The sequence below is a fragment of the Paenibacillus sp. T2-29 genome (assembly GCF_052921365.1).
Genome location: NZ_JBREVE010000001.1, coordinates 138,307 through 161,292, shown reverse-complemented (window position 1 = coordinate 161,292; position 22,986 = coordinate 138,307). Strand labels below are relative to the sequence as shown.

Annotated in this window: 19 protein-coding genes; 1 reads left to right on the top strand and 18 read right to left on the bottom strand. The window is 35.8% G+C overall.

All coding sequences use genetic code 11. From position 1 onward, the window contains the following. Position 1 precedes the first annotated feature (1 nt). Positions 2–166, top strand: a complete 165-nt coding sequence (locus ACU1JV_RS01170; RefSeq protein WP_413986490.1) for a ribbon-helix-helix domain-containing protein — start codon at positions 2–4, stop codon at positions 164–166. A gap of 72 nt (positions 167–238) precedes the next feature. On the opposite strand, the gene ACU1JV_RS01165 is transcribed toward ACU1JV_RS01170, so the two are convergent. The 18 genes from ACU1JV_RS01165 to ACU1JV_RS01080 all read right to left on the bottom strand — a co-directional run bounded on the left by ACU1JV_RS01165 (position 239) and on the right by ACU1JV_RS01080 (position 22,808). Continuing rightward, the gene (locus ACU1JV_RS01165; RefSeq protein WP_413986489.1) at positions 239–976 is read right to left on the bottom strand and encodes a stalk domain-containing protein; all 738 of its coding nucleotides are present in this window, start codon (positions 974–976) and stop codon (positions 239–241) included. 205 nt (positions 977–1,181) lie between these two features. Further along, complete coding sequence (locus ACU1JV_RS01160; RefSeq protein ID WP_413986488.1) at positions 1,182–1,640, bottom strand: putative toxin-antitoxin system toxin component, PIN family; 459 nt, start codon at positions 1,638–1,640, stop codon at positions 1,182–1,184. Further along, positions 1,637–1,798 (bottom strand): hypothetical protein, encoded by a 162-nt coding sequence (locus tag ACU1JV_RS01155; RefSeq protein WP_413986487.1) that lies wholly within the window; start codon positions 1,796–1,798, stop codon positions 1,637–1,639. The genes ACU1JV_RS01160 and ACU1JV_RS01155 overlap by 4 nt, the downstream gene beginning before the upstream one ends. A gap of 182 nt (positions 1,799–1,980) precedes the next feature. Further along, complete coding sequence (locus ACU1JV_RS01150; protein ID WP_413986486.1) at positions 1,981–5,436, bottom strand: phage tail spike protein; 3,456 nt, start codon at positions 5,434–5,436, stop codon at positions 1,981–1,983. A gap of 48 nt (positions 5,437–5,484) precedes the next feature. Then, positions 5,485–12,588 (bottom strand): phage tail tape measure protein, encoded by a 7,104-nt coding sequence (locus tag ACU1JV_RS01145; RefSeq protein ID WP_413986485.1) that lies wholly within the window; start codon positions 12,586–12,588, stop codon positions 5,485–5,487. 69 nt (positions 12,589–12,657) lie between these two features. Continuing rightward, complete coding sequence (locus tag ACU1JV_RS01140; protein WP_413986484.1) at positions 12,658–13,080, bottom strand: hypothetical protein; 423 nt, start codon at positions 13,078–13,080, stop codon at positions 12,658–12,660. 64 nt (positions 13,081–13,144) lie between these two features. After that, a complete protein-coding gene (locus ACU1JV_RS01135; RefSeq protein ID WP_446724488.1) occupies positions 13,145–14,146 on the bottom strand; it encodes a tyrosine-type recombinase/integrase in 1,002 nt (333 codons plus the stop codon). A gap of 109 nt (positions 14,147–14,255) precedes the next feature. After that, on the bottom strand, positions 14,256–14,681 hold the full coding sequence (locus ACU1JV_RS01130; protein WP_446724487.1) for a hypothetical protein: 426 nt from the start codon (positions 14,679–14,681) through the stop codon (positions 14,256–14,258). Beyond that, positions 14,638–15,165: a hypothetical protein gene (locus ACU1JV_RS01125; protein ID WP_446724486.1), complete on the bottom strand. Its 528-nt coding sequence runs from the start codon at positions 15,163–15,165 to the stop codon at positions 14,638–14,640. The genes ACU1JV_RS01130 and ACU1JV_RS01125 overlap by 44 nt, the downstream gene beginning before the upstream one ends. Positions 15,166–15,180: 15 nt before the next feature. Further along, a complete protein-coding gene (locus ACU1JV_RS01120) occupies positions 15,181–16,275 on the bottom strand; it encodes a glycosyltransferase family 4 protein (RefSeq protein ID WP_446724485.1) in 1,095 nt (364 codons plus the stop codon). Further along, positions 16,238–17,272 carry a glycosyltransferase gene (locus tag ACU1JV_RS01115; protein WP_446724484.1) on the bottom strand — a complete coding sequence of 345 codons (1,035 nt, stop codon included), beginning with the start codon at positions 17,270–17,272 and terminating at the stop codon, positions 16,238–16,240. Before ACU1JV_RS01115 ends, ACU1JV_RS01120 begins: the two co-directional genes overlap by 38 nt. Continuing rightward, positions 17,244–18,026 (bottom strand): glycosyltransferase, encoded by a 783-nt coding sequence (locus ACU1JV_RS01110; protein WP_446724483.1) that lies wholly within the window; start codon positions 18,024–18,026, stop codon positions 17,244–17,246. The genes ACU1JV_RS01115 and ACU1JV_RS01110 overlap by 29 nt, the downstream gene beginning before the upstream one ends. A 57-nt stretch (positions 18,027–18,083) precedes the next feature. Further along, positions 18,084–18,878 carry a hypothetical protein gene (locus ACU1JV_RS01105; RefSeq protein ID WP_019687752.1) on the bottom strand — a complete coding sequence of 265 codons (795 nt, stop codon included), beginning with the start codon at positions 18,876–18,878 and terminating at the stop codon, positions 18,084–18,086. An 18-nt stretch (positions 18,879–18,896) separates the two neighbouring features. Next, positions 18,897–19,610, bottom strand: a complete 714-nt coding sequence (locus ACU1JV_RS01100) for a hypothetical protein (protein WP_446724482.1) — start codon at positions 19,608–19,610, stop codon at positions 18,897–18,899. 486 nt (positions 19,611–20,096) lie between these two features. Next, positions 20,097–20,606 (bottom strand): hypothetical protein, encoded by a 510-nt coding sequence (locus ACU1JV_RS01095; RefSeq protein WP_446724481.1) that lies wholly within the window; start codon positions 20,604–20,606, stop codon positions 20,097–20,099. Positions 20,607–20,617: 11 nt separating this feature from the next. Beyond that, a complete protein-coding gene (locus ACU1JV_RS01090; protein ID WP_446724480.1) occupies positions 20,618–21,820 on the bottom strand; it encodes a hypothetical protein in 1,203 nt (400 codons plus the stop codon). Continuing rightward, complete coding sequence (locus ACU1JV_RS01085; protein WP_322152871.1) at positions 21,817–22,305, bottom strand: hypothetical protein; 489 nt, start codon at positions 22,303–22,305, stop codon at positions 21,817–21,819. The genes ACU1JV_RS01090 and ACU1JV_RS01085 overlap by 4 nt, the downstream gene beginning before the upstream one ends. Before the next feature lie 11 nt (positions 22,306–22,316). After that, a complete protein-coding gene (locus ACU1JV_RS01080; protein WP_446724479.1) occupies positions 22,317–22,808 on the bottom strand; it encodes a hypothetical protein in 492 nt (163 codons plus the stop codon). Between the last annotated feature and the right edge of the window lie 178 nt (positions 22,809–22,986).

Below are 22,986 nucleotides of genomic sequence, written 5' to 3'. Positions count from 1 at the left end.
TTTGGCAATTGATAAAGATAAGAATACTCAAGTACTTGTAACTTTTCCAAACGATTTACTTGATGAAATAGAGATGTTCTGGCATGAAAACAAATTAAAAAGCCGTTCTGAGACGATCAGAAGATTGGTTGAAATAGGTTTAGAAAAGAAAAATACTGAGAAATAATTTTATATTGAAGCAAAAATAAGAAAAGAGCCTATAATTAGGCTCTTTCATTTACCTACATATTCACTTTAATTACATCATGTATATCTTCAATGAATCTCGCTCTGTGGAATTTGGTGCGGCGTAATCAATTGGCATTTTTCCATCAGCATCTTTTAGTTTTGGATTTGCTTTATAAGTCAAACCTGTTAATTCGCCTTGATAGAAATTGTTTTTATCAATAATTGTTTCGTGCAAAGGACTTTGTTTTTTATTATTCAAAATGTTCACGTTCAACGCATTCTTCTTAATCACAAGGTATGTCGCATAATCGTTCTTGCGAATCACCCAGTGCAAGATACTATCGCCATTAGCATCCTGTGAATTAATCGTCAACTCACCACTAGCAATGGCTGCTGCAATTTTCTCTGAATCTAACTTATCTCCTTTTGCATACTGATCCACGTTAAAGGTTTTACCTCCTGACTTAACCGCTGTTGTTGCTGGTGATTCACTTTTTGTGGTTGCTGTAGCTGATGGGGTAGAGGAGGGAGCAGTTGTTGTACCATTACTTTTCACCAACTCAATTTTACCGCCACTAGCGCTTGCTACATTATAGCCCATTGCCGATGCTGTATCTCTAAGAGGGAGATACGCTTTACCATTCACATTGATCGGGCTGTCACTGAGCTTTGCTTGTTCTCCATCAACTATAATCTTTGTAGGTGTCAATGTTGCTTTTAAATATGTACTTGCTCCTGCTACGCCACTAACTGCTACTGCAACGCCAAATATTGCACCAGCGAGGAACGTTGGAATCCGCTTTTTCATTGTATATCCTCCAATTATTCGATTAGCATATGATTTTACACATACTTACAATATATATCGGATAGGAGGGAGTGGAAGTTTATAGGATGCGACCTTGCTTCTAAAGAGATATTTATCAACAATAAAATTGATTACTAAGTCAACCAAATTCTTTTTTGAAATATATTAAAAGAGCCAACCCATAATTGGATTGACTCTATGTGCGTTAACTTACTTCGTCTTCTTGAATGTCTTCTCCGAATCCTTCAATGAAATCTTTCGCTGTTATGCCTATAAAATCATACTCGGTTAATTTAATAAGTCCGCTTTTCAAATCATTTGTAATAAGATAGTCTGCGTTCCCTTTGATTGCACATTTTAAAAACATAATGTCATCGGGATCTTTTGGTAATGTATTGGGTGATATCTTAGAGTCATTGTATGATTTCGATGTATAAAATAATTCCGCTATGTTTTGAAGCAGTTCAATACCTTCGTTTTCATCTAAGTTGTGACGAGAGAAGTTCTTTAATATGTACATCAATTCACCAATTGTGTCTCTCGAAAAAAGTAAGTTTAATTCATTGTTTTCAACCATATCCATAATCTTCAGGCAATTTTCATCTTCATAGAATAGTGCATGAACAAAAACATTAGTATCAACAACCGCAGTACAACCGCTCATTTGTTATTATTAAATGACTTTTCAATATCTTCCTTAGTTAAACCTTTTTCTTTTATTGCTTTTTGAATTATTCTCCTCGAATCCGAAAGAAAAGTTCTTTTTTTAGTGTTACTTAAAGTGGATGGACTCATTTTTCTTCCTCCTTTTTTCTTGCTCATTTCTATCATCTCCTAGCAATTTAGATGGAAGATTATATGATAGAAAACAAGAAAATATGTTCAATAAATATATAAAAACATTTTTATTGTACATTTATTGTATCACGTAGCACGTGTCACGTCCATCCAGAATATGTCACGATGAGCCAATGTGTGTCAGGGTTTGTCACGGTAATTATGAGTTACATGAAGTCGTAGCGAGTACCGTTGAAGGTGATTTTGCCATCAGCAGAGAGAACGATGGAGGCTTTACCGTTGGAAATTTTGATGTCTCCTTGGTCACCTATGATGTTTACATCTTTGCTGAGAACGTTAAATTTCCCCGAGTCAGATTTTAAAAGAATACCTTCATCTGTCAACTTCAAACTTCTTTCTTTTCCGGTGTTGCTTGCTCCATACAAAAAATCAAAAGAACCATTAGGTTTATTTATAAAACCTTTGCCGCTTTTCTCAGTTGCTCCATCACCAATACCCATTTGGATATATGGAGTTGCAGCATCGCCAGAACCATCAAATGAAAACTTAGCTTTTACTTTTTCTTCCATACTATATTCCAAGACGGGCCATTCAGTTTCATCTACGGTCATTTCTCCAGATTGAGTTGAGTTTTTCCAATACAAAGCTCTGCCATCAGCCAATTTCTTTTGTGTGCCAGCACCATTGACTTTCCCAGTGATCCATTTTGCTTCGTTACTTTCTATTCGAATGTAGTTCGACCAATCAGTAAGAGCAGCATTTGTTAAAGTCGATAGTTTACCCGCTACAAGCGAGCTTACAAAGCCCTCTGTGGCGGTAACTATATTAGCTGCCAGCAATTGAGTATCAATCATCCCGGCACCAATCAGATCCCACCCATTGAGGTCAAATTTGCCGTTGCCAGTGTCGGCGAGAAATCTACCATCAGGCTTGGTGAGTAACAAATTTTTAAATCTGGCGCGACCGTCCATGTAGATCGCTGCGGGACTTGTATTAATGTCTTCGCCGCCCATGGTCAACCCGTTACGATCAATTATACAAACTCTATTACCACTGCCAATGATTAACTTCCCATCTTGAAACACTCCACCTTTAGCATACATTATACCGTCAGGGGATACGTGGAACGGGGCAGAGTTGAAATTTTCATCTCCTAACCTCATACCCTCTGAATCAACTTTAAATACATAATTGTCTTTACCGATAGTTATTGATCCATCAGCAATAATACTATCACTAATCCTCAAATTTTGAGCATTTAATAATCCATCCAAACTCGTCCACAATGTTTTCTTATATGTTGTTCCATCCTTTTGATCAATAAAGAAACCTGAATCGCTATCAATCCCTACATGATTGATTACACTAGTATTGCCACAATCAGTAGAGGAGTAGTGATTGAATCGCAATCCAAACTTATCTGGATTCTCTTCCAATAGCCCAAGCTTAACAACTTCACGCTTACATCTGTCTTGAATAGTTAGTTTAGAACCTTCAATTGTAAATACACCAGTTGTATCACCAATTACTATGCGTTCTCCAAGAATGAGCTTCCCTAGTACCATTTCTGCAATCAATCCATCCGCGGAAATGGCAGTTTCGTACTTGTTGCCTCCTGAGCGAGTCAGACCCAGTACGCCATGCGTTAGCTTGAGCCATCTCATAGGATCTTTGTCATCAGTAATTGTTATCCCAGTGTGATCAAAGGTAACTGTCTCATTAATCGCCATCTCTAAACGTTCTTTTTCTCTATTCCATACATTTTCAAACAGCTTATTCATTTCACTTGAATCAAACACAGCTTTGTCATACTTGAACTTATTCAAATCTAACGTAACTCCATGAGTCCTTACATCTTGGAACAACTTATCAAATTCATTTCCCATTCTGCTTACGTCTTTAACATTGGATATTGTCAGACTAATATTCGATTGTTCATAGTCATATTCAATCTTAATTATTCTTGCCGTAACATCTACGCCTGTCGGTTCATATTTGATGTTAACGAAATCTCCAAGGTTTAGCTTCTTCCAGTCATATTGGGCTTCAATTATCTCTAAGAAGTTAACAATATCAATTTCCATGCTTAGTTGTGGACGTAGCAATTCTTTGAATTTCTTCATTGTTTCGTCATACAAATCTTGCTCATCTATGTACTTACTGTCTGAGTAGTCCTGTGTAATAATATATGAGTCGCTTAACTCCATCATTTGCTCATGTGTAAAGTTCTTGTCATAAGCGAATGTACTTCTCAGGTTGCTTATCTTGTTGGAAACGGTAGTCAGATTAGCTTTAACAACATCAATTTCTGCTTGTTTCTGTTTAATCTGCATTTCCTTATTATCTAAACTGTATCGCTCAATAATCTTTGAATCAGTGCCAGAATCATACTCATCTATGCTAATATTGCATACTTGAATGTATACACCTGTATTGCCACCGCTAATAGAGACATTGACATGATCCTGATATCGAACTTTACCCAGAAGTCTCCATTGATTAGAAGAAACAGCTTTACTCGATCCATCCAAACTAACTGTAACACCAGTTGTATCATCGACCTTGATCATAACCGCATAGCCAAAATCAGAAGACAATTTGAAGCTACGTGAACTGCTACCAGAATGCTCATACTTCTCAAAGAACATCTTCAAATCAAATTGTTGAGATATTTTTGTATCTGCAACAACAACTTCATTTTTTACTAACTTATCCATATCGACTTCTAGAAGAGCTATTTGTTTTTCATACCCTTGTTGCTCTTTAAGATATGTATTAAACTCTATTTTCTTTGATTCAATAAGGGCTTCAAAGTCGAGTAGGGCATGACACAATGAATCGCTCATGTAATCACTATGCCTAATGACATTACGGTTCGCATCTCGTTCAAATGGATACATGAAATACTGAAAGCTTTCCACATAGTTTTGACCAGTAGGATTCACCTTTTCAAATGTCATGTCATCTTGACCAAACCCCTTTAACCTTGTGACTATAGGTTCAGAGGTTGAATGTCTAGTCATTGACTTTAAATACTTATTCCAACTGAAGGTCAATCCTTTATTTGTTCCAGTGAGTTCAGGCTTTTGTAATGAAATGGTGTTTTTATCAGTATTGAAAATCGTTATAGCATTATATGTTTCGCCCACAGTCAAAATCGCATCCAAAACATTTGTGCTTGAGAAATCAAACGCCCTATAAGTTAATTTGAAATCAGCATCAATGTAGTCGATTTTCCAAGTTGTTGGGGCAAGAATCTCATTCAATATTTGCTCAGCATGATATGATTCTACAGTTAACCCACGAATAGCAAAACCAACTAGAAGGCCAGCCGTAGAAATACAATTCAACGTTCGAATGTCGGATTCATCTGAGCTAGAATCTTCAATGCTTTTAATATAGTACCAGTCAATATTATTTCCACTTACAACCTTGATCAGATATCTTTCTCTAATTAGGCCGATGTTTTTATTCGGTACTAAGCGATGATTGACATCAATGTAAAAGGGAATGGACAATTCTAATTCATTAATATCGTGCCATGTTGTAGAAATCTTATCATTAAACGCCTCACTTATTTTGCTTATGATTGTCCTGTCTGGTCTACATAAGAAATACTGAGGTTGAATAGGTTTTAAATTGTAATCAATTTCTCCGAGCAATGTATCACCTCTTTAGAATAGTGGTGGGGGAGAGGTAATCCCCACCGATTATAGATTGAAGCCATAATTATTTCCTAGAACGCCTCTCTTTGATTGTGCTTTAGCGGCATCAATTAATTTGGTTAAGATAGTCGATCCTGACTCTTTATCATTTGCATGAATTTCAACCTTTTCAAAATGGAAGCTGTTAACATTAGAGGCAGTGGAGGTACTATTGTTTTTAACAATATTGGGGTTGAAAGTACTCTTAACCGAATCGACGATGCCACGGGTTACATCGATGATTTTCAACAAGTTCCCTGTATCGCTTTTATTTAAGATTAATTCCTTTTGGTGAGCCAATAAGAATTGACCTTCTTTAGGCATATTAGCAGGAGTCATACCGCCAGTTTCAGCAGAGAACGGTTTGATCTTATTTAAATAATCATATGATCCATCTGGAAATCCCCATTTAGATCGCATCGCATCGTTTTCTTGTTTCAACTGCTTGAATTGAGCCTGAAGACTTTTTATCTTACTGGTGTCAGGCTTTTTCTCTCTTTGGAGTTGAACTACTTGTTTTGAGATATTCTCAGCCTTTTGTTTGTTAGACAAATACTTGTCCCAATCACCTTTTTGGCTTGCCTTGTCATCACCTTTACCTGTTCCTGCTCCATCGCCAATTCCTATTCCAATATTATTACCGATACCACTATCGAGGTTTAAGAAGTCATCAAGTTTGCCCTGATCCATAGAAAGACTATCCAACATATTTTGCATTTGCTTGCTTGTTTCTAACGATTGCTCTTGAAGGAAGGTGAAGAACTTATAATACTCGCCCTTTAATTCATCAATCACAGACTTAACTTTGGTCTTATCATTAGACATGAGATCTTGCTTCATTCTATAGAAGCGTTGTTCGTCTTCAAGAATGTCATCATACTTCTGCTCAGTCAGTTCTTTTTCTTTTTCAATGTTATCTGTAATTGCATCATGATTTCGATCTTCAGCATCTTTGGTTTTATCAAGGTACTTTTTACGATCTTCTAACTGGTCATTCAAACCTTCTTTACGCAATTCACGCTCACGATCAAGTTTAAACTTATCGATTTCTTCATTCTTTACATCTAGCTGATCGGTTAATTCTTTTCTCTTAGCCTTAGCTTCATAGGAGTTATTTAGAGCAAGCTCATTGATTTTATCCTGAATCTTTTGACGCTCATCCAGCTTCTTCTTTAAATCTTTGTCATAGTCATCTGAGTCACTGGTTCGATCTAATTCTTGAAGCTGTCGTTTGATAATCTCTTCAAATCGATCAGATTCTTCTTCTAAATTCTTGAGTCGTGCTTCATGCCGTTTATCTTCAGCTTCTTTTTGCTTATCGATAGCCTTAAGCGCGATATCTTTCTGCTTTTCAATCTGCTTCTTGTACGCCTCGATAATCTTATCGGCAGCATCTGACTTGATGGAGTAGATAGCATTGTTATACTCAAGGTTCTTCAACGTCAGATCTTGTAGACGTTTAGACAATTCCTCTTTATTCTGTAGGCTCAACTTTTCATTCTTCAGTTGTCTCTCTACAGCTAAAATTTCTTTTTCTGTAGCAACACGCTGCTCATTAATCAGCCCAATCTGAGTAACAAGTTCCTTCTGATACTCCTTAGAATTTTCGTCTAACGATTCCATACGAGCCTTAGACAGAGCTATCTTATCAGAGGCAGCATCGATCTTTTTCTCATATTCATCAAGATTACTCACAATTACAGCATAGTATTTTTCTTGTTTCTGTTGCTCTAACTCCCACCACTTTGTACTATTGGAAGCCTTTTGTTTATCAAACTCACCAGATGTAATCTTATTTTGCTTAACCAGATTATCCAAGTTGATATTCTGAGCAACCAATTCTTTTTGCTGTGCTGTCAGCGACTTAATCTGAGTAGATTCCTCTTTACGCCAATTAGCAGATACTTGATCATACTTAGCTTGTCTACCTTGCGACTTCGATATTTCCGCATCTAAACTATCAAGCTTGTTTTGGCTGATTGTTACATAGTTATCAATGTAATCAATTCGCGCTTTATAAATGTTGTCGTATGTAGTTGTTCTTTGTTCACGTGCATCAGCTTGAGCTTTATCCATATCAGAAGCAGAAGGGAGGGTGTACTTGTTTTTAGATTTGCCAACTGAAACAGAGGAGGTATCACCATCATAGTATCTCAATACGTTGCCAACATAGTTGACATCGCCATAAACCTTGCTTCCCGTCTTGCTTTTTTGCAGAGCAGAGAACTTTTTCATGTTCTCAACGCTGTATCCACCGTTTTTATTAAAATAGTCCAGTATTCCCGGCCCCATGTTGTACATAGCCAAAGCAACGTCTACATTACCCGTTTGATTTAGATACTTAGCAAACATTGAAGTTCCAGTTTTAATACTGCTTTCAATACTAGTGTTTTTACCAAGACTGCTAACCTGCATGACATTTTTAATGCCATTAGCACCATTGCCTGACTCTTGCTGAATGATTGCCTTAATTAATGAAGGATCTACACCGTTAGCTCCAGCATATTTATTAATTAAATCAGCATTTTTACCAGTTACTTTTGTTGATGTAGAAGTGGAGGGAGGTTGAACTTCTGGAATAGCATTAGCACCGGGGATACGTCTAGCGCCACTATATTTATCTGCCCAATACTTGTCGTTCAGGTTCCCTTGCTTTAAGCCAGAATCACCCATCTGCATAAAGTTTCCGTCACCCATATACACACCAACATGTGAATTAGCTTTGCCTTTGACAGTGTTGAAGAATACAAGGTCGCCTTTTTGCAAATCCTTTTTATTGGTTACCGCTTGCCCTTGTTTAACTTGCTCCTGAGTAGTTCTAGGCAGTTTAATATCAAGGAACTCTTTAAACATTTGCTGTACAAACAAAGAGCAGTCGGATACAGCAGTAGCCGTGAATTGATCGTAGCTAACATTAGATTTAGCAGCTTGACTATACTTAAATGTTTTAGACGATGACAAAGAAAGAGCTTCAGATATCATCGAGTCTAAGCCAGTTCCACCTTTTGTAGTAGTGGTAACTTTCGTGGATACCAATTTGGATGGATCTTTAATACCTTCGGTTAGCAGTGCGGCTTGCTTCTCAAGGAGCTTGATTTCCTCTTTAAGTGCTTTACCGTATTCCTCTGATCCCTTTTTCAATCGGCTCTTTTTACTATTCAGTGCATCTTGAGCAGCTTCAACAGCTTTTAATTTCTTCTGTGTTTCAGTAAGGATTTCGTTAGTCTGCGACATAGAATCGTTATATTGATCATTTTTCTTTTTAGATTCTTTCGACTTATTGGTTAAATCCTCCTGAGCTAAAGTCAACATACCCAATTTGAGTTTAAGCTTGTCTAGATCAGCTTTCTCAACATCGAAGTCAAGAACATCGTCACTACCGATATTGAGTAATGCATGAATTTGCTTTTCCGCTAATTCTTCTGTGATTTTTCCTTGAGCAACTAATTCACCCAACTCATCAATCTTGGGTTGAGCCATTGCTTGACGCTCTTTTTTAATCGCAGAAATACGAATCTCCATATTCTTCAATCTGTTCTCTGTCTCTTTAATCTGAGTCTTCGTCATTTCAATTTCGTACTTATTGGAGTCAAGCATTTCTTGCTTCTTAGCTTTTATGTATTCAATAATTTTATCTTTGCTGAGGCCAGTTTTTTTAATAAAATCATCATATTTCTCGCTAAGTGCTTTGACGGTACTCATAGACAGATTATTGGAATCAGCCAACTCTTCTTGTGCTTTGTTTAGTTCATCCATATCTTTCTTTGTGGATTCAATTGAGTCGGCAAGGTTAGATAATTCAGATGCTGTATCGCTTAATTTTGAAACGGCATTTTCTGCATTACTTGCCGATGAGGCAATTCTGTCTAAAGCAGAAGAAAAATCAGCGTTACTCCCAATAGAAGGAATCTCTTTGATTTCTTTTATTACATTTGTCAAATTGCTTCCATCGAATTTAAGAACTGATTCAGAAATTTTCTGTAGACTATTCCCAAATTCTTTTGTTGGCTGATTCGCTACAGCTTTGGAAATGGAGTTGAACAGTTCATCTTGAGTATCATTAAATCTAGTTTGCTCTAAGACTGTCTCTTTTATTTTTTGCTTTTTGTCATCTTCAAGTTTATTGATTTGGCTGATGGTTGGCTTGATCTCTTCGATCTTTCCATTAACGGTTGCGAGAGCATTTGCCCATTCTTGAGTATTTTTAGGTATAAGAGCTTCAGAAGCAAATATATCCTTGTTTCTTTTTTGTAATTGCTCTTTTAATGATAAGAGTTTATCGTAGTATTTTTCGACATCTAAATCGCCTTGTCCAAAACCATCGGCAACTTGATAATTCTTATTCCCTATTCTGCCGAGTAGTGGAACATCTTTTAAAGCATCAGAAAAACTTTGACCGAGAATAGGGGAGCTATATTTTTTGTTTTTTAGATTATCTACAACAATTTCATTTTCGGCAATCTCATCGTCTAGTTTCTTACCTTTAAGTTGATTCAACTTATTAATCTGCTCATCGTATTTACCATTTACCAAATCCAAACCAGCAGCTTCTGCACCAAAGGAATCAATTAATTGGTTTTGAATTTCATACATGGTGTCTTTTACTTTTGAGTCTTTGCTGACGGCTTCATGATTTGCTTCGTAGTATGATTGAGCGTCTTTAAGAGTGTTAGTAAGCTCAGAGTATTTGGAGTTGGTTTTATCAATGATGTCTTGGTTCTCTTTTTGAGCGTCGCTTAATGAAGAGAAACCAGCCACAATAGCGGCAATAGCTAGAGGAATGCCAAATGTCAAAGCTCCTTGTAAAGCGATAACTGCAACTCTTGCGGCAATAGTCGAACCTGTGAATAATTGAGTTGCAAGCGCTACTGATTTCAAACTTAGCCCAAATGTATTTAAGATGCTTGTTTTTAAGCCGCTTTTAAATGTAAGGAGAGCTAGTGTTGCGACTCCTAATATTGTACCCATACCACCGAATGTTTGAGTTACTTTAGCTACAGCACCAATTAGCACAGTAAAAGCATCGATAATAGTTCTTAGAGTATCGGAATCAAAAGTGTCAGACCACAATCCCTGCATAGCTACTTTCATTTTGTTTAAATGTGCTTCGGTTCCTTGTTGCACTAAATTAAACTTTTCATTAGCAATACCAGCAGAATCAAGAGCACCTTTATACAGTTCAACGGATTGCCCGTAGTCTTCCATTAGGTTTAAAAATCTTGCTTGTTGGTAGGAACCCGCCACAGTTGTGGAAACATAGGCTTTTTGACGTTCACTTAATGTATTCCATTTTGCACCTAGTTCATCCATTACTGTTCCGAAGTTTCTAAAGTTTCCTTGAGCGTCAACCAATTGTATTCCGACTTCTGCCAATGCCTTAGAGACTTGGTTTACCTGTGTGCCATCTTCAGAGTCAAATCCTCTTTCTTTCAAACTTTGAACACGAGCGATAATTGATTTAATCGAGTTACCAATAGTAAATGAGCTTTCCCGTGTATTTGCAGATATAGTAGCAATCCACGATGAAACTTTTTCAAATTCAATTCCTATTGAACCAGCAGTACCACCAACCCTTTGCATGGCCTGCCCAATCTCGTCGGCCCCACTTGCGGTCGCATCTCCAAGATAAGAAAATACATCAGATGCACGATCTATATCAACGTTCATACTGTTAACAGTAGCAGTTAATATTTTTGCACTTTCTGTAAAACTAATATTTGAAATCTTAGCATATTTGACTGCTGATTCCATTCTACTAATTGTCTCAGTTTGGGACAGACCTTGACGAGCAAACTCAACAGCACCTTTGGCTACTTCGTCAGTAGTTACACCCATCTGCATTCCAAGTTCTCTGAACTGGTCTGCGTATTTCTTAACTTCTTGTTGACCTTCCATGTATACAACAGACAATTCTGTCAGAGATTTATTTAACTCATTCACATATGAAATGCCCTGTGTAAAAAATTGAGTAACACCAGCAAATATTCCACCTGTTATCATCCAAACTGGGAAGGAGGCAAACGCACTTGTTAATGATTTCCCGAAACTATTGGAACTTTTATTTGCTTCATTCAATGTTTGAACAGTTCTCTTCAAATCATTATTCAAATTGCCTAATGGCGACTTGAAATCACCAATGTTTTTTATTCCATTAAGTCTTTGCTCTAATTCATTAAGCCCTGACATTGCATTGCTATTTCCACTAAATTTACTTCTGGCATCATTAATCTTCTGTTGAGTATTTGCTACAGACTGTGCATATTGTTGATCTCTTTTGGTATTTTGTTGTAAAGCTAAGGCGTGTTGCTTTTCTTGTGCAATCTGTCGTTCACTATTCGACTTCAAAGCCTGATAGTGAGCACGATCCAGTGATTCAGCAGCTTTCAACGATTGCTCTTGACTTCGTCTGTCGATTTCTCTATTTCTTTGCAACGCTTGATAATGCAGCTTATCCATAGCTTCAATACGTTGCTTGTTGGACTTCAATGCATCGTAATGCGCTCTGTCCATAGTTTCAGCCGATTTAAGAGCTGCCTGTTGCTGTTTCAGTATTTCATTGATCTCACTGTAATTCTTAACATTACCTTGCTGATCTAACTTTACAGATATCTGTTGTCCAGAATCATTTTTATATGTATTAGTAGTACTATTTGTTTCTCCAAGCTTATTTTTATTAGCTCTTGTTTTCGCTAAGGTATAACCTTCAAGTTCTTTTTCTAACTGTTTAAGAGTACGAATTTGATCTTGTAATGATTTAGATTCATCATTTACAGCCTTTTTGTTGGCATCATGAACCGTTTTGGATTTTTCAATTACTTCACCGTTTTTTAATACTTGCTGAGTAACCTGTTTTACTGTGCCATCTAAATTCTTATACACATCTTGTGTTTCTTTTACAACTCTATTTTGCTGTTCCATTGCTACATTAAGTTTCTTTGTAGCATCAATAAATCCCTGAATTGACTTCACAAAACTTTGATCAATATTAATTTTCAAATCAAGTTTCTGAAGTGAAGGATGCTTACTCAACGCTTTAATAGAGGCATTGACATCTCCAATTGATTTACCAACATTTAAGCCAGCACTTATTAATATACGCATATCTGCCATTACGGTTTAAGCCACTTCCTTTTTTTACTTTAGATAAAATAGAAAAAAGAAGAGACTCAATATCTCTTCTTACTGTTCATCTTCATATTTGATTTGTTCAACGATTTCACAGAAACGGTCATACCAATCAGCAGCAATACCTTCGAACTCAGTGGGGCCACGATTGATTACAGATTCTTTAATAGATAAAAGCATTGCTTTTCGCTCGTTTGTTTCATCAATAACAATTTGTTCTTTGTGTAAGTTTTGTATCTCCGACAGACGCTTATGATTATTTTCAAACGTATATTTTTCATCTTCTACAACAGGGTTACCGTCAGAATCTTTAATGACATAATCCATGTTTATATCATTTGTATCTTTCAGAAATTCATCGTAGTGTTCTAGAAGGAGCTTCTTAAACTTTGCTTTATGTCTACTGTCAGTTCTATCTGTCTTTAAGGTATCGAGATAGGTAATAAAATTTTCAAGTTCAAATTTATATAGTTTCATTTCTTCTCCCTTAAAATTAAGATATGTAATTGTGATAAAAGGATAGTTTTACTAGGTGTGGTAATTAAAAGATCTTATTTTTTTCATCTTCAAAATCACGTAAATCATAAATGGACGTGGTGGAAATATCATTATGATGGGCTACGAACTTAGACACCAGATTGATATCAACGCCAGACTCAAGAAGATAGGTAATACACGAGTTCTTAAAAATATGTACGTTAACTCTGCGTTCAAGGATATCGGAAAGGGTGTTGGAGCAAAAGTCGTCTGCCCACGCTGGGGACATAGCTTTAATCTCATTGCCGTATTTGGTACTAAAAATATATTCACTCTCATATCCGCGAGAATCAACCCATTTTTTTAAGTGAGGAATAACATCGAGTGGAACCATGTACTGCAAAGGTTTCCCATCAATTGATTTACCTTTTCCCCGAACTGTATGAGTGGTTATGTAATTTTTATCTACTGGCACTTCGTAATTTAGTATTTCGGTCTTAAACTGAATGATTTCAGAGCGTCTTGCGCCAACTCTAAATGCAGTGGCTAGCCAAGCCATACCCAACCAGTTCTCATCTTCTTCTAGAACATTCATCATCATGTCATATTCATCTTTTGTAACTTTTATTTTTTCATATACTCGGTTTTTAGAGATAGAAGGGAGGCCGCGTGTGAAATTCCTGAAGGTCTTATAATTTTCATCCTCTTCTGCAATAATGTTTTCGATGTGATTACAAAAACTTGAAATGACAGATTTTCTAAAACTGATTGCTGACGAGGACATTTTTCTATTGTCGCGTATATAGCTTAGGTAACGAAGAAAGTCTCTCTTTGTAATTTTGTAGAATGGTTTGTTATTCATAGAGTTAACCATGTACCAACCAAACTGCCTAATTACACTTGTATACTGCTTACGTGACTGCGGAGAAAGGTCTTGTACAGAGACAAATTCTTCTGAGTTGAATCTATAATCTTCATTTACTTGTTGCCACATTTCATCAGTGACTTCAGCTTGCTTTTTGGCTGGTTCGCGCAAAGTATTCTTTTTTACTTCTTTTTTGCTCATTCACATCAAATCCTTATGTATTATTAATGAGTATTTAAGTGAACTCATCACGGTATTTTGCAGTCATATAAACACACTCCCTATGTTTTTATAAAATAGCTCTTTTACTTTATTTCTGCACATCTAATCCTCGTTTGCGTAATCCTTTATACATAGTAGCTTCGATAGCACCATTATTCTCTAATTCTTCTCTAGTTGCTTCAGTAAATGGTCGTCCAGCGTAGGGGAACGAATATTGATATCCTTCGCCTGTCTCAACAATTTCACTTACATTTCTACCATCATCCATTCGGACACTTTCAATAGAAACAGTATCCTTGCCAATCATTTTTACTTCAATATTTTCGTCATCAATCAATCCACCGTGCTCTTTTTGGCGCTGATAGACAGAAGGGTGAGGGTAAACTGCATACACTTCTTCTTTGATCTTCTCTTTCATTGTTTCTCGAACTGTTTTGCCTACATCAGCCTCTAGTGACTCAACAACCTGTTCATTCAGATGATTCATCAGATCCGTAAGATTCGTGAAGTCCACTTTTATCACCATCCTGATTTAAAGCATTGGCTAACATAATTTCTCCTACGGTTGCCTTTGCACTTTTCGCGGCTTGCTTAATCTTATCTACAATCTTCTGATATTCGCCTTCAGGAAACTTACTCAAAAGTGCCTCTGTGATACCTTTATCTGCAAGCAATTCAGATAGACCAATGATTTCTTTCAGTGTCGCTTTTTTTGGAACAGGAATATTGGTAAACTCTCTAAATGCTAAAACAGGAACTAGTTTCAATGTACCCTTAATCAATTCATTGTCCAGTTGATCATTTTTTGATGTTTCACGTAGCTCTTGAATGTATCCAATATAAGACATAGCAACGTTTTCGATTAGAGAGTCGCGAAATTCAACGCTTACAGCAACTTCGTATTCTTCTCCATCAATGGTTTTGATGTACTCATTTTTCTTTTTATTTAGACTTGATTTTAGTTTGCCAAGTTCAGACGCAGTTAACTTTTTAGCCAATTATTACACTCTCCTTTATTGCGGAAATGTTTCATCCAGTACTTTAGACCATTTTTCTTCCCATCTTTTACTATCAAACGCCATTGAAACTTCTCGTGCATTCTTACCAAATGTTTCGGCTTTATCTCTATTGTGATATAAATATTCAATTGAACTACATAGATTATCTACGGTGGGCTTAATCAGCAATCCATTATATCCATCAATAATTAGATCACTTAGTCCACCTACACAACTAGCTATAACTGGTTTTCCAAATGCCTGTGCTTCAATGCAGCTCAAACTTGTACCTTCTGCACCGAGAGTGGGGATTAATACTACATCTGCTTGTTCGTAAGCACGATACATTTTATTCATATCAAAATGTTCCCATCGAACTCGATCTTGAGTATTTACCCACCGCTTAAATTGTTGTTCGCCTTCAATTGTTCCTCTGCCTACAAAGTAAAATTCCATATCTTCGTACTTGGGGAGAAGTTTCTTAGATGCTTCAGCCGCCAATAAATATCCTCTTAATTCATGAAGTCTACGAGGAATAAGCACTGTAAACTTACCTTTTCCTTTTTTCTCTCTAGGTTTAAAGATGTCGGTATTGACATAGTTCGGTATGTATTCAAATTTATCATATAGCTTTGGATATAAAGCTTTAGTCCAACCAATAGTGTTTGTATCTACAGAAACAATTTTTCCTACACGGCGGTAGCAGTCTCTAATGTATTCGTTGTATCCTTTAGCGTGATACCAGTCTTGAATTTCATTATCCCACCAAATACCATGTGAAATAGCAATAGAGTTCTTTCGTGCTTCGGGAAAAGCTAGAGTAGCTACAAAATAGATAGTGTAATCATAATTTTCTGTCCGTTTATGAAACTCAATTGTTAGATCTGGAAAAGATTCTTTGTCACCAATGGGGCAGGGAATACCTGTTATCTTTACATCCTTGAAGTTCTTTACCCAAGGAGTAGTAGATGCTTGGAAAACGTCTACAATATAATTCTTTTTTCTTAATAGACGTACAAGATCAATTAAATACCTTTCACCGCCACCCATTTGAGTATATGTTCCAGTTAAATCAAAGAATTGCGTTGTTAAAAGTGCTACCTTTTTCATCCTTTTCTCCTTTGAAAAATTCCTTAATAGCGCTGTTAATAATTTCAAATCTATCATCCCATGAATTGTTTTTGGCCATTTTTTTAGCTTTATTTTTGTATTCGTTACACTTAGATACTTTAATTGCTTTTTGAATATTTTTAATGAATTCTTTATGGTTTCTGCTTACAAATACTACATCTTTATAATCATCCATTTCAGGAATATCGGTTGCTACTACTGGAGTACCATGAGCAAGTGACTCATAAACTTTTAAAGGATTGCTGAAGTCACTGATTTGACAGCGTTGGAAGGGGAGAAGGGTAACATCAGCGTGACAATAATAGGCTTGAAGTTCTTGGTATCCCTTTGAACCCAAATAATGTACCCCTTTAGGCATTTCTTTAATACCCCAAGGAAGTCCAACAACAAAAACTTGATATTTCTTCGCAACTTTCTCCGTAAGTAATAGATCACACCAATTGGATGTGAGCGCACCTGAAAACAATACAATAGGCTTATTCTTTTTAGTGTATGGAATCAAGTCTTCAGGAATAGGATAGTCGAGATCTCCTAATTCTTTAAAACAGGCATTTCGAACCAAGTGTACATTTTTATGTTGTTTACTTCTTAGTTCTAGCAGAGGTTTGGAGGCAGCCAATAAGATATCTGCCTTACTTATCATGTTGTCTTCCTCATGTTCATTTTCTGGGAAATTGTCCAGTGAATCATAAACAACCAAGTCGGCTTTAATACTTTCTAAATCTGTATGTCGCATAGCCCAAGATGAAAAGTAAATATCAACTTTAGGGTGTCTTTTTAAAAAAACTTCCCAATTATGATAAACCTCAAGTGTGTCAGAGATGCGATCACGCACTTTATCGGTTCGCTGTGTGTAGTTAACCCAATAGACCATATAGCCATTCTCAGAGAAATACTTCATTAAATGGTGTGGTCGTTGCTGCAATGGCTGGTCGTAATCAATTGTATTAGCATAAACAATCGTTTTTTGTTTCATTTAAGAACTCCCTTAAATATTCTGGACTCATTATATGATTCGAAAACACACTTAAATCACAAAAAAGCTCAAACCCTTTGTCCTGAGCCATTTTACAAAAGTATGCATCCTCGCCTTGCGGATGAAATCCGTATTTTACTGATTTATAGACTTTACGACTTAGCATTATAACTGCACCCGTTAAATCAACCTCCATAAGAATGGGGGAGGAGAGGAAGGGAGCGTTTTTGACGTAATTGTTTGCAATGTGTTCATAAAACCCATTACTATTGATTCTCATAATATTTGGATAGGTGTATGGCTTATCAGAAGTAGAAATATATCCATTCCATATCAACCCCGATACAATATCCTTGTTATGCTTGAGTAGATTATTAATAATATCAGGCTGCACAAGGATATCTGTGTCAATAAACATCAGATAATCAGTTTTAACTTTTGACGTGATATAATTCCGTAATTTACTCAAGTGAGTATATATGTAATTGTTTCTAGTGTTCAAATCTCGTTTGTCTTCTGGAACATTGCGGCTATATTTTTCAATTCGTATATTTTTATATTCGAGATGATTCTTCTTGAATTCTGTCAATAAATTTAATGATTCATCTTGAGAATCATTTAAAACAAATAATAATTCAGTTCTATTTTTTGGATATTCAATATTTTTGATGCATTCAAGATATAGAGGAAGTATCCAAGCTCTATTTCTGATTGGTGCGGCTATTGTAACTGTTGGTGTATTTATATTTTTCACTTCCTAAAATTTGTGGTTGGATAATAAATACCCAACCACTTTTCAGTTATAGTCTAACTATACAAGCTCATCTTCATCATAGATTGTCATGATATAGGTCTCTTTACGATTTACTGGTTTCAAAATCTCAATTGGAATGTCAAATACAGAAGGGTCTCCTTCGGCAGCCATAGTAAGGTTCCAATTATCTTCCATCTTAGCATCGAAAATTTGAATTTGTGCTGCAAAATCTTGTTTAGTGACCGTATCACGGATCAAGCAATCTAGAATCAATTCATATGTACCAGCGAACTTATCAGAGCTAACTGTTATTTGTTTTGCTGAAGCACCTGTTTGAGTCGTATAATAAGCAACCAATTCTGTGCCATTAGTAAACTCACCTGTTTTAAATGTTAATTCTTTACCTTCAATCTTGTATTGCTTATCTCCAAGAGTGCCAGTCGCAAATGTAATTTCTTCAAGATGAACTTGATCCTCAGAGAGCGTGTAAACACTATTTAGTCCATTAACAGGAGTTGCAGGAGTGTATTTCAATGTTGCCTTATCGTCAATTACTTTAATAATATCGCGATATTTGATAGGAACTTGTCCACTCTTAATATCATTACCAGTCATCATTGCAATAACTTCATTTGTAAAAATAGCATCTTGCAACGATACCTTACCGCCACGATCTCCAGAAAAACCAACAATACGGTTATTACCACGACCACCCATTGCATATACAGTGGTTGCAGTGTTCTCAATTCCCGATGTTTTAAGATTTTGAAGTTGAATTTTTGCTTTACCAGTTTTCTTATCATAAAACGTAGCAAGTGCAACCTCACGGATTGCCCAAGTATTAGGTGTCAATATGATCACACATCTTTCTTATTTTAATTTGTTTGCCCAATGTATGTCAGCCATCTTTATACTCTTTCCATCAATTGTTCCAGCATATAAAGCTGTTATTGTGTGGTGATAGTTATCGATATTGTTACTGACATACAGACCGTTGTAGATTTGATAAATATTCATTTTGTACAAATCAAAAAGGCTTAACCCGTTGTCCTTCCAAGCTAAACCTGCAACTATACTATGTAAGTCAATTTTTTCTTTTACTTTTGGTTGTTTGGCTCGATTCTTTAAAATCATCTCTATCATCTTCTTAGCCCGTGAGTTGGCAGGTTTAAATTCAGGCTCATTCTGTATCTCTACATTGTTGCCAAGTCGTATAATCTTTTGGATTAGATTAAAATTACTATGATTTATTTGTCCCTTACCAATCTCAATATAAACACTATCATCCGATTCTTTTAGGGTTGGACTCTCACTGAAAAACAAGTATATTGCTGCAAATGCATTAGCCTTAAACTCTTCATTGTGATAGCAGTTTGCATAAAAGATATCAAAATTCGTAACATTATTGTCTAAGTCGCTTTTTATCATACTTTTCTCAATAAGAATAGATGCCAAGAATGAGTTGTACAGAGACATGTTTATATCAACGATTTTTTCTAGAGAGGGGATTGTTAGGTAGCCAGCTTGCTCGATGTAAATTGGTCTACCGCCAAGCAACTTAAAATGGATATCTAATTCATCCAAATGACCACCTACTTAAATTCATATAACTTGTATTGTAAGTAGTAACCCACATAATTTGTATTTACGAACATCTCATCCATACGGTAGAACTCTAATTTTCCAATTCCTAAGCTTCGTTCATCGTTAAATAGTTCATCAATGGCAGCAATAATATCGTCGTATCTCAGATTTTCATAATCGGTTCTTATTAAATCTTTATGCACCAGAACTTGAAAGTGTAGCAGGGCAGACTTGAATTTCAAATTATCTGTCGGTCTGTATTCTTTAAAGGAAAAAGTAACATACGAGGAAGCGTCACTAGATAACTCAGGAACATGGTTGTATGGGTATATTTTATTGAACAATAGAGAAGATGGATCATCTATTGTCTCTCGATTTAAATAGTTGCTATTATCGTACTGTAAAGCCTTACATAAAACTTGTGAGCTAATTAGCTTTTCTAAGACCTTTGTTCTAAGAGATCCTAATTCTCTAAATCGAGACACGTTAGTTCACAATAAAATCTCTGGTCAGTACATATTCCAGAAAACCACTAGTGTTCATATCCCTTGTATCATCAAATGTAGCAACGACTTTATCTACCTGATCTAAAGTAAGTGGAGTAGTTCGGTGAATTTCCTCCCCAAGACTATTCCGAACTTTGACCTTGTAGTAATTACCGTTAGGTTGTAGATCGCCAAGTTCATATGTAAGAGCAATGCATTTTAGTGCTTCAAGTGCTGACCCTTTATCAACATGTGTTTCCTTAGAAAATGCTAATTTAAGTTTATTATCTGTAGCAATTGAATAAGCATATTTATACTGCGGATTAATAGCTACGTCTAGATCAGCATCAATGATTTCAATTGTGGGTGTTGCGCTAATAATTACAGAATTATCAATCCCAGATGAGTGCTGAATAGAGTAGGGAAGGGGGGAGAAGATGAGCCAATTATTTGTAGCCCCTTGAAAAAACTGCTCAAGTTTAAGTTCTCCAAAACGGATGATGGCTTGCATGGATACACTCCTTATAGTAATGATTTGATTTCAATTTCTTTTGTTGTATAAGCTAATCTGGTAGAGTTTTCGACATGTAAAATAACTCTCCCTTTCTTATTGTTAGCTTTAATTTTACAGATTTGTCCATCTCGTTCAGTTATACTGGCTAAAGCAGCAGGTGTTAAACCGTCAGCCTCGGTCAACCAAAAATGAGCCTTTTCTTGTCGATCAATTCCATTATCCTTAAACGAGCAAGCAAAGGATTTGGTCATATTGTATTTAATGAAGTCGTCGCCTGTAATGTGGGCAGTATAATTATTTGTAGTAGAGGACGTAACGTTTACTTGAATGGTTTGCGAGATATTTCTGAATGAAATGGTTATTTTACTTGTTCCTTTTTTCAAAGGAGTTACTAAACCCATTGGAGAGACTGATATAATAGTTTCATCAGTGACAGAATATGTAATTTGATTATCAATTTCTATTACCTTTGAATTATTGGTTAGTTCAATGTTCAACTGAAGAGTCTGATTTTCTTCTATAGCCACAACGTCCTTAACATTCAAAATCCTCAGTTGGTAGTCAGCAATATTGCCCATATAATCGGCAATCTCAAGTTCTAAATTATCAGTAGCATTGTTTATTAGATCTTCTTTTAATGTAAGAAAGTTAAGACCTGTATCTAGTTTGTTTATAGCAGTAATAGACCAAGCCCTACCATCAAAGATGAATCTTTTCTTTTTGTTAAGCGCATCCGTTTTCTCATTTGCGGAAATAACAATACTTCTTCTTTCATTTGGCAATTCAATGATTTTTCCATCGTCAACACCAAAGTTTGTGATATTGTCATTGGTTAGGGCAAACGGAAGTTCAACAATCTCACCACTGTTATCTAACCACCTAAGATATGATACACATTTTAACAACATACCCTTACTGTAAATATCATCATTGGGGTCACAATCAGTTATAATCCAATTTTTGTTTCTCCATTTTACAATATCGCCATTAGCAAGTGGCTCGTCTGGTTTCGAGATAATCGTTTTTGTTTTATCTTTGGTTGATGATGTTATGACTACACTTCTTTTATTGTTGTTAATCACTACATCAAAAACAGATGGGTTCTTTTCAAATTGAATGTTTATGGCTTTTTTAACATTATAAATGTCGATGTCTCTAGCGCTTTTTGTATTGTAGGCATTATTGATTTTTTTATAATAATTGATACTCATTCATTCACATACTTTGAAAAGTCAATTGTTTTAAGTTTGCCTGTCATTCTGTCACGAGATGCATATTGTGATATCATTTTATTATTCTCTTCAATAATTCCATAATACATATCCATGAACGTTTTCCTCTCATTAGCAGGACTAAATACTTGCAAATCTTTTGTTGAGAATCTAACTTGAAAAGCCTTTAATAAAGACATATCTTTTTCATAATATTTCTCTCTCATTATATTGGCAACAAGATCAATTTCTGTTGGGGTTAAATCGTCAACAAGCAGACTCTCTTTGTCATCATAGTCAAAACTAATATCGGAACTACATGAAAACTTAAGTTTCGCTAACGATTCCTTTAGGTACTCGCGTGATCTGCTAAGTGCAATTTCCATTGCCTCTTCTTCGGTGACGTTATTATATGTAAAAAAGTCCAAGTCTTTTTCGATTTTATTAAAGAATGCTGTTTGTAGAGATGAGAAGGGGGTTGGCATTTAATCACCCACTATACTTTTTTATTCATGGGTCTTTTTGTTACAACTGACTCTTTGTTTGCCTCTGTGTCATGTTTGTCTGGTTCACTCTGTTCTTCCTGTTGACTGGCTTGACTCAAGAGTAAAGCTTTTAATTCCGCAATTTCTTTTTCCAATTGCGAAACCTTATTGTCGTCAACTGAAGGATTGTTGATTTGTTTATCCACTGGATTTTCGCCATAAGAAGATATAATACTTATTTCAGAAATTCGTTTGCCCGAATACAGTTCCTTATATCTTTCTTCGATTAAACTTTTTACTCTCGTACTGATATCGTAAAAATTTGTATTCTCAAGCTGAATTACCAAGCCTCTCACACGCTCAAAAAGTGATGCCGATTGTATCTTAATTAGTTTAGTTAGTCCTTCTTTGGTGGGGCGCAAGATAATATTCTTAATATCTTGATTGGTAAGAATATCTTTATAATCTCTAATCGATAGTTTTTCATAGATCTCATCGGACAATTCATTGTCAAACCATAAAAAACCTTCCCTAAAAATATTTGATTGACTGTTTATGCCTCTAATTTCAGCAAAGGATAATTGTTGGGCAAATGGATATTCTTCGTTCGCTGGTTCAAATGTATAACCATCAGGCTTTATGTGAGAAGGAACAGTGATGACACTGTCAGAATAATTTAAT

What these genes read in the sequence shown, in the direction of transcription:
- ACU1JV_RS01120 (WP_446724485.1), bottom strand. Translation starts at nt 16,275, where the DNA reads ATGAAAAAGGTAGCACTTTTAACAACGCAATTCTTTGATTTAACTGGA.
- ACU1JV_RS01135 (WP_446724488.1), bottom strand. Translation starts at nt 14,146, where the DNA reads ATGAGCAAAAAAGAAGTAAAAAAGAATACTTTGCGCGAACCAGCCAAA.
- ACU1JV_RS01165 (WP_413986489.1), bottom strand. Translation starts at nt 976, where the DNA reads ATGAAAAAGCGGATTCCAACGTTCCTCGCTGGTGCAATATTTGGCGTT.
- ACU1JV_RS01085 (WP_322152871.1), bottom strand. Translation starts at nt 22,305, where the DNA reads ATGCCAACCCCCTTCTCATCTCTACAAACAGCATTCTTTAATAAAATC.
- ACU1JV_RS01155 (WP_413986487.1), bottom strand. Translation starts at nt 1,798, where the DNA reads ATGAGCAAGAAAAAAGGAGGAAGAAAAATGAGTCCATCCACTTTAAGT.
- ACU1JV_RS01140 (WP_413986484.1), bottom strand. Translation starts at nt 13,080, where the DNA reads ATGAAACTATATAAATTTGAACTTGAAAATTTTATTACCTATCTCGAT.
- ACU1JV_RS01115 (WP_446724484.1), bottom strand. Translation starts at nt 17,272, where the DNA reads ATGAAACAAAAAACGATTGTTTATGCTAATACAATTGATTACGACCAG.
- ACU1JV_RS01095 (WP_446724481.1), bottom strand. Translation starts at nt 20,606, where the DNA reads ATGCAAGCCATCATCCGTTTTGGAGAACTTAAACTTGAGCAGTTTTTT.
- ACU1JV_RS01145 (WP_413986485.1), bottom strand. Translation starts at nt 12,588, where the DNA reads ATGGCAGATATGCGTATATTAATAAGTGCTGGCTTAAATGTTGGTAAA.
- ACU1JV_RS01160 (WP_413986488.1), bottom strand. Translation starts at nt 1,640, where the DNA reads ATGAGCGGTTGTACTGCGGTTGTTGATACTAATGTTTTTGTTCATGCA.
- ACU1JV_RS01090 (WP_446724480.1), bottom strand. Translation starts at nt 21,820, where the DNA reads ATGAGTATCAATTATTATAAAAAAATCAATAATGCCTACAATACAAAA.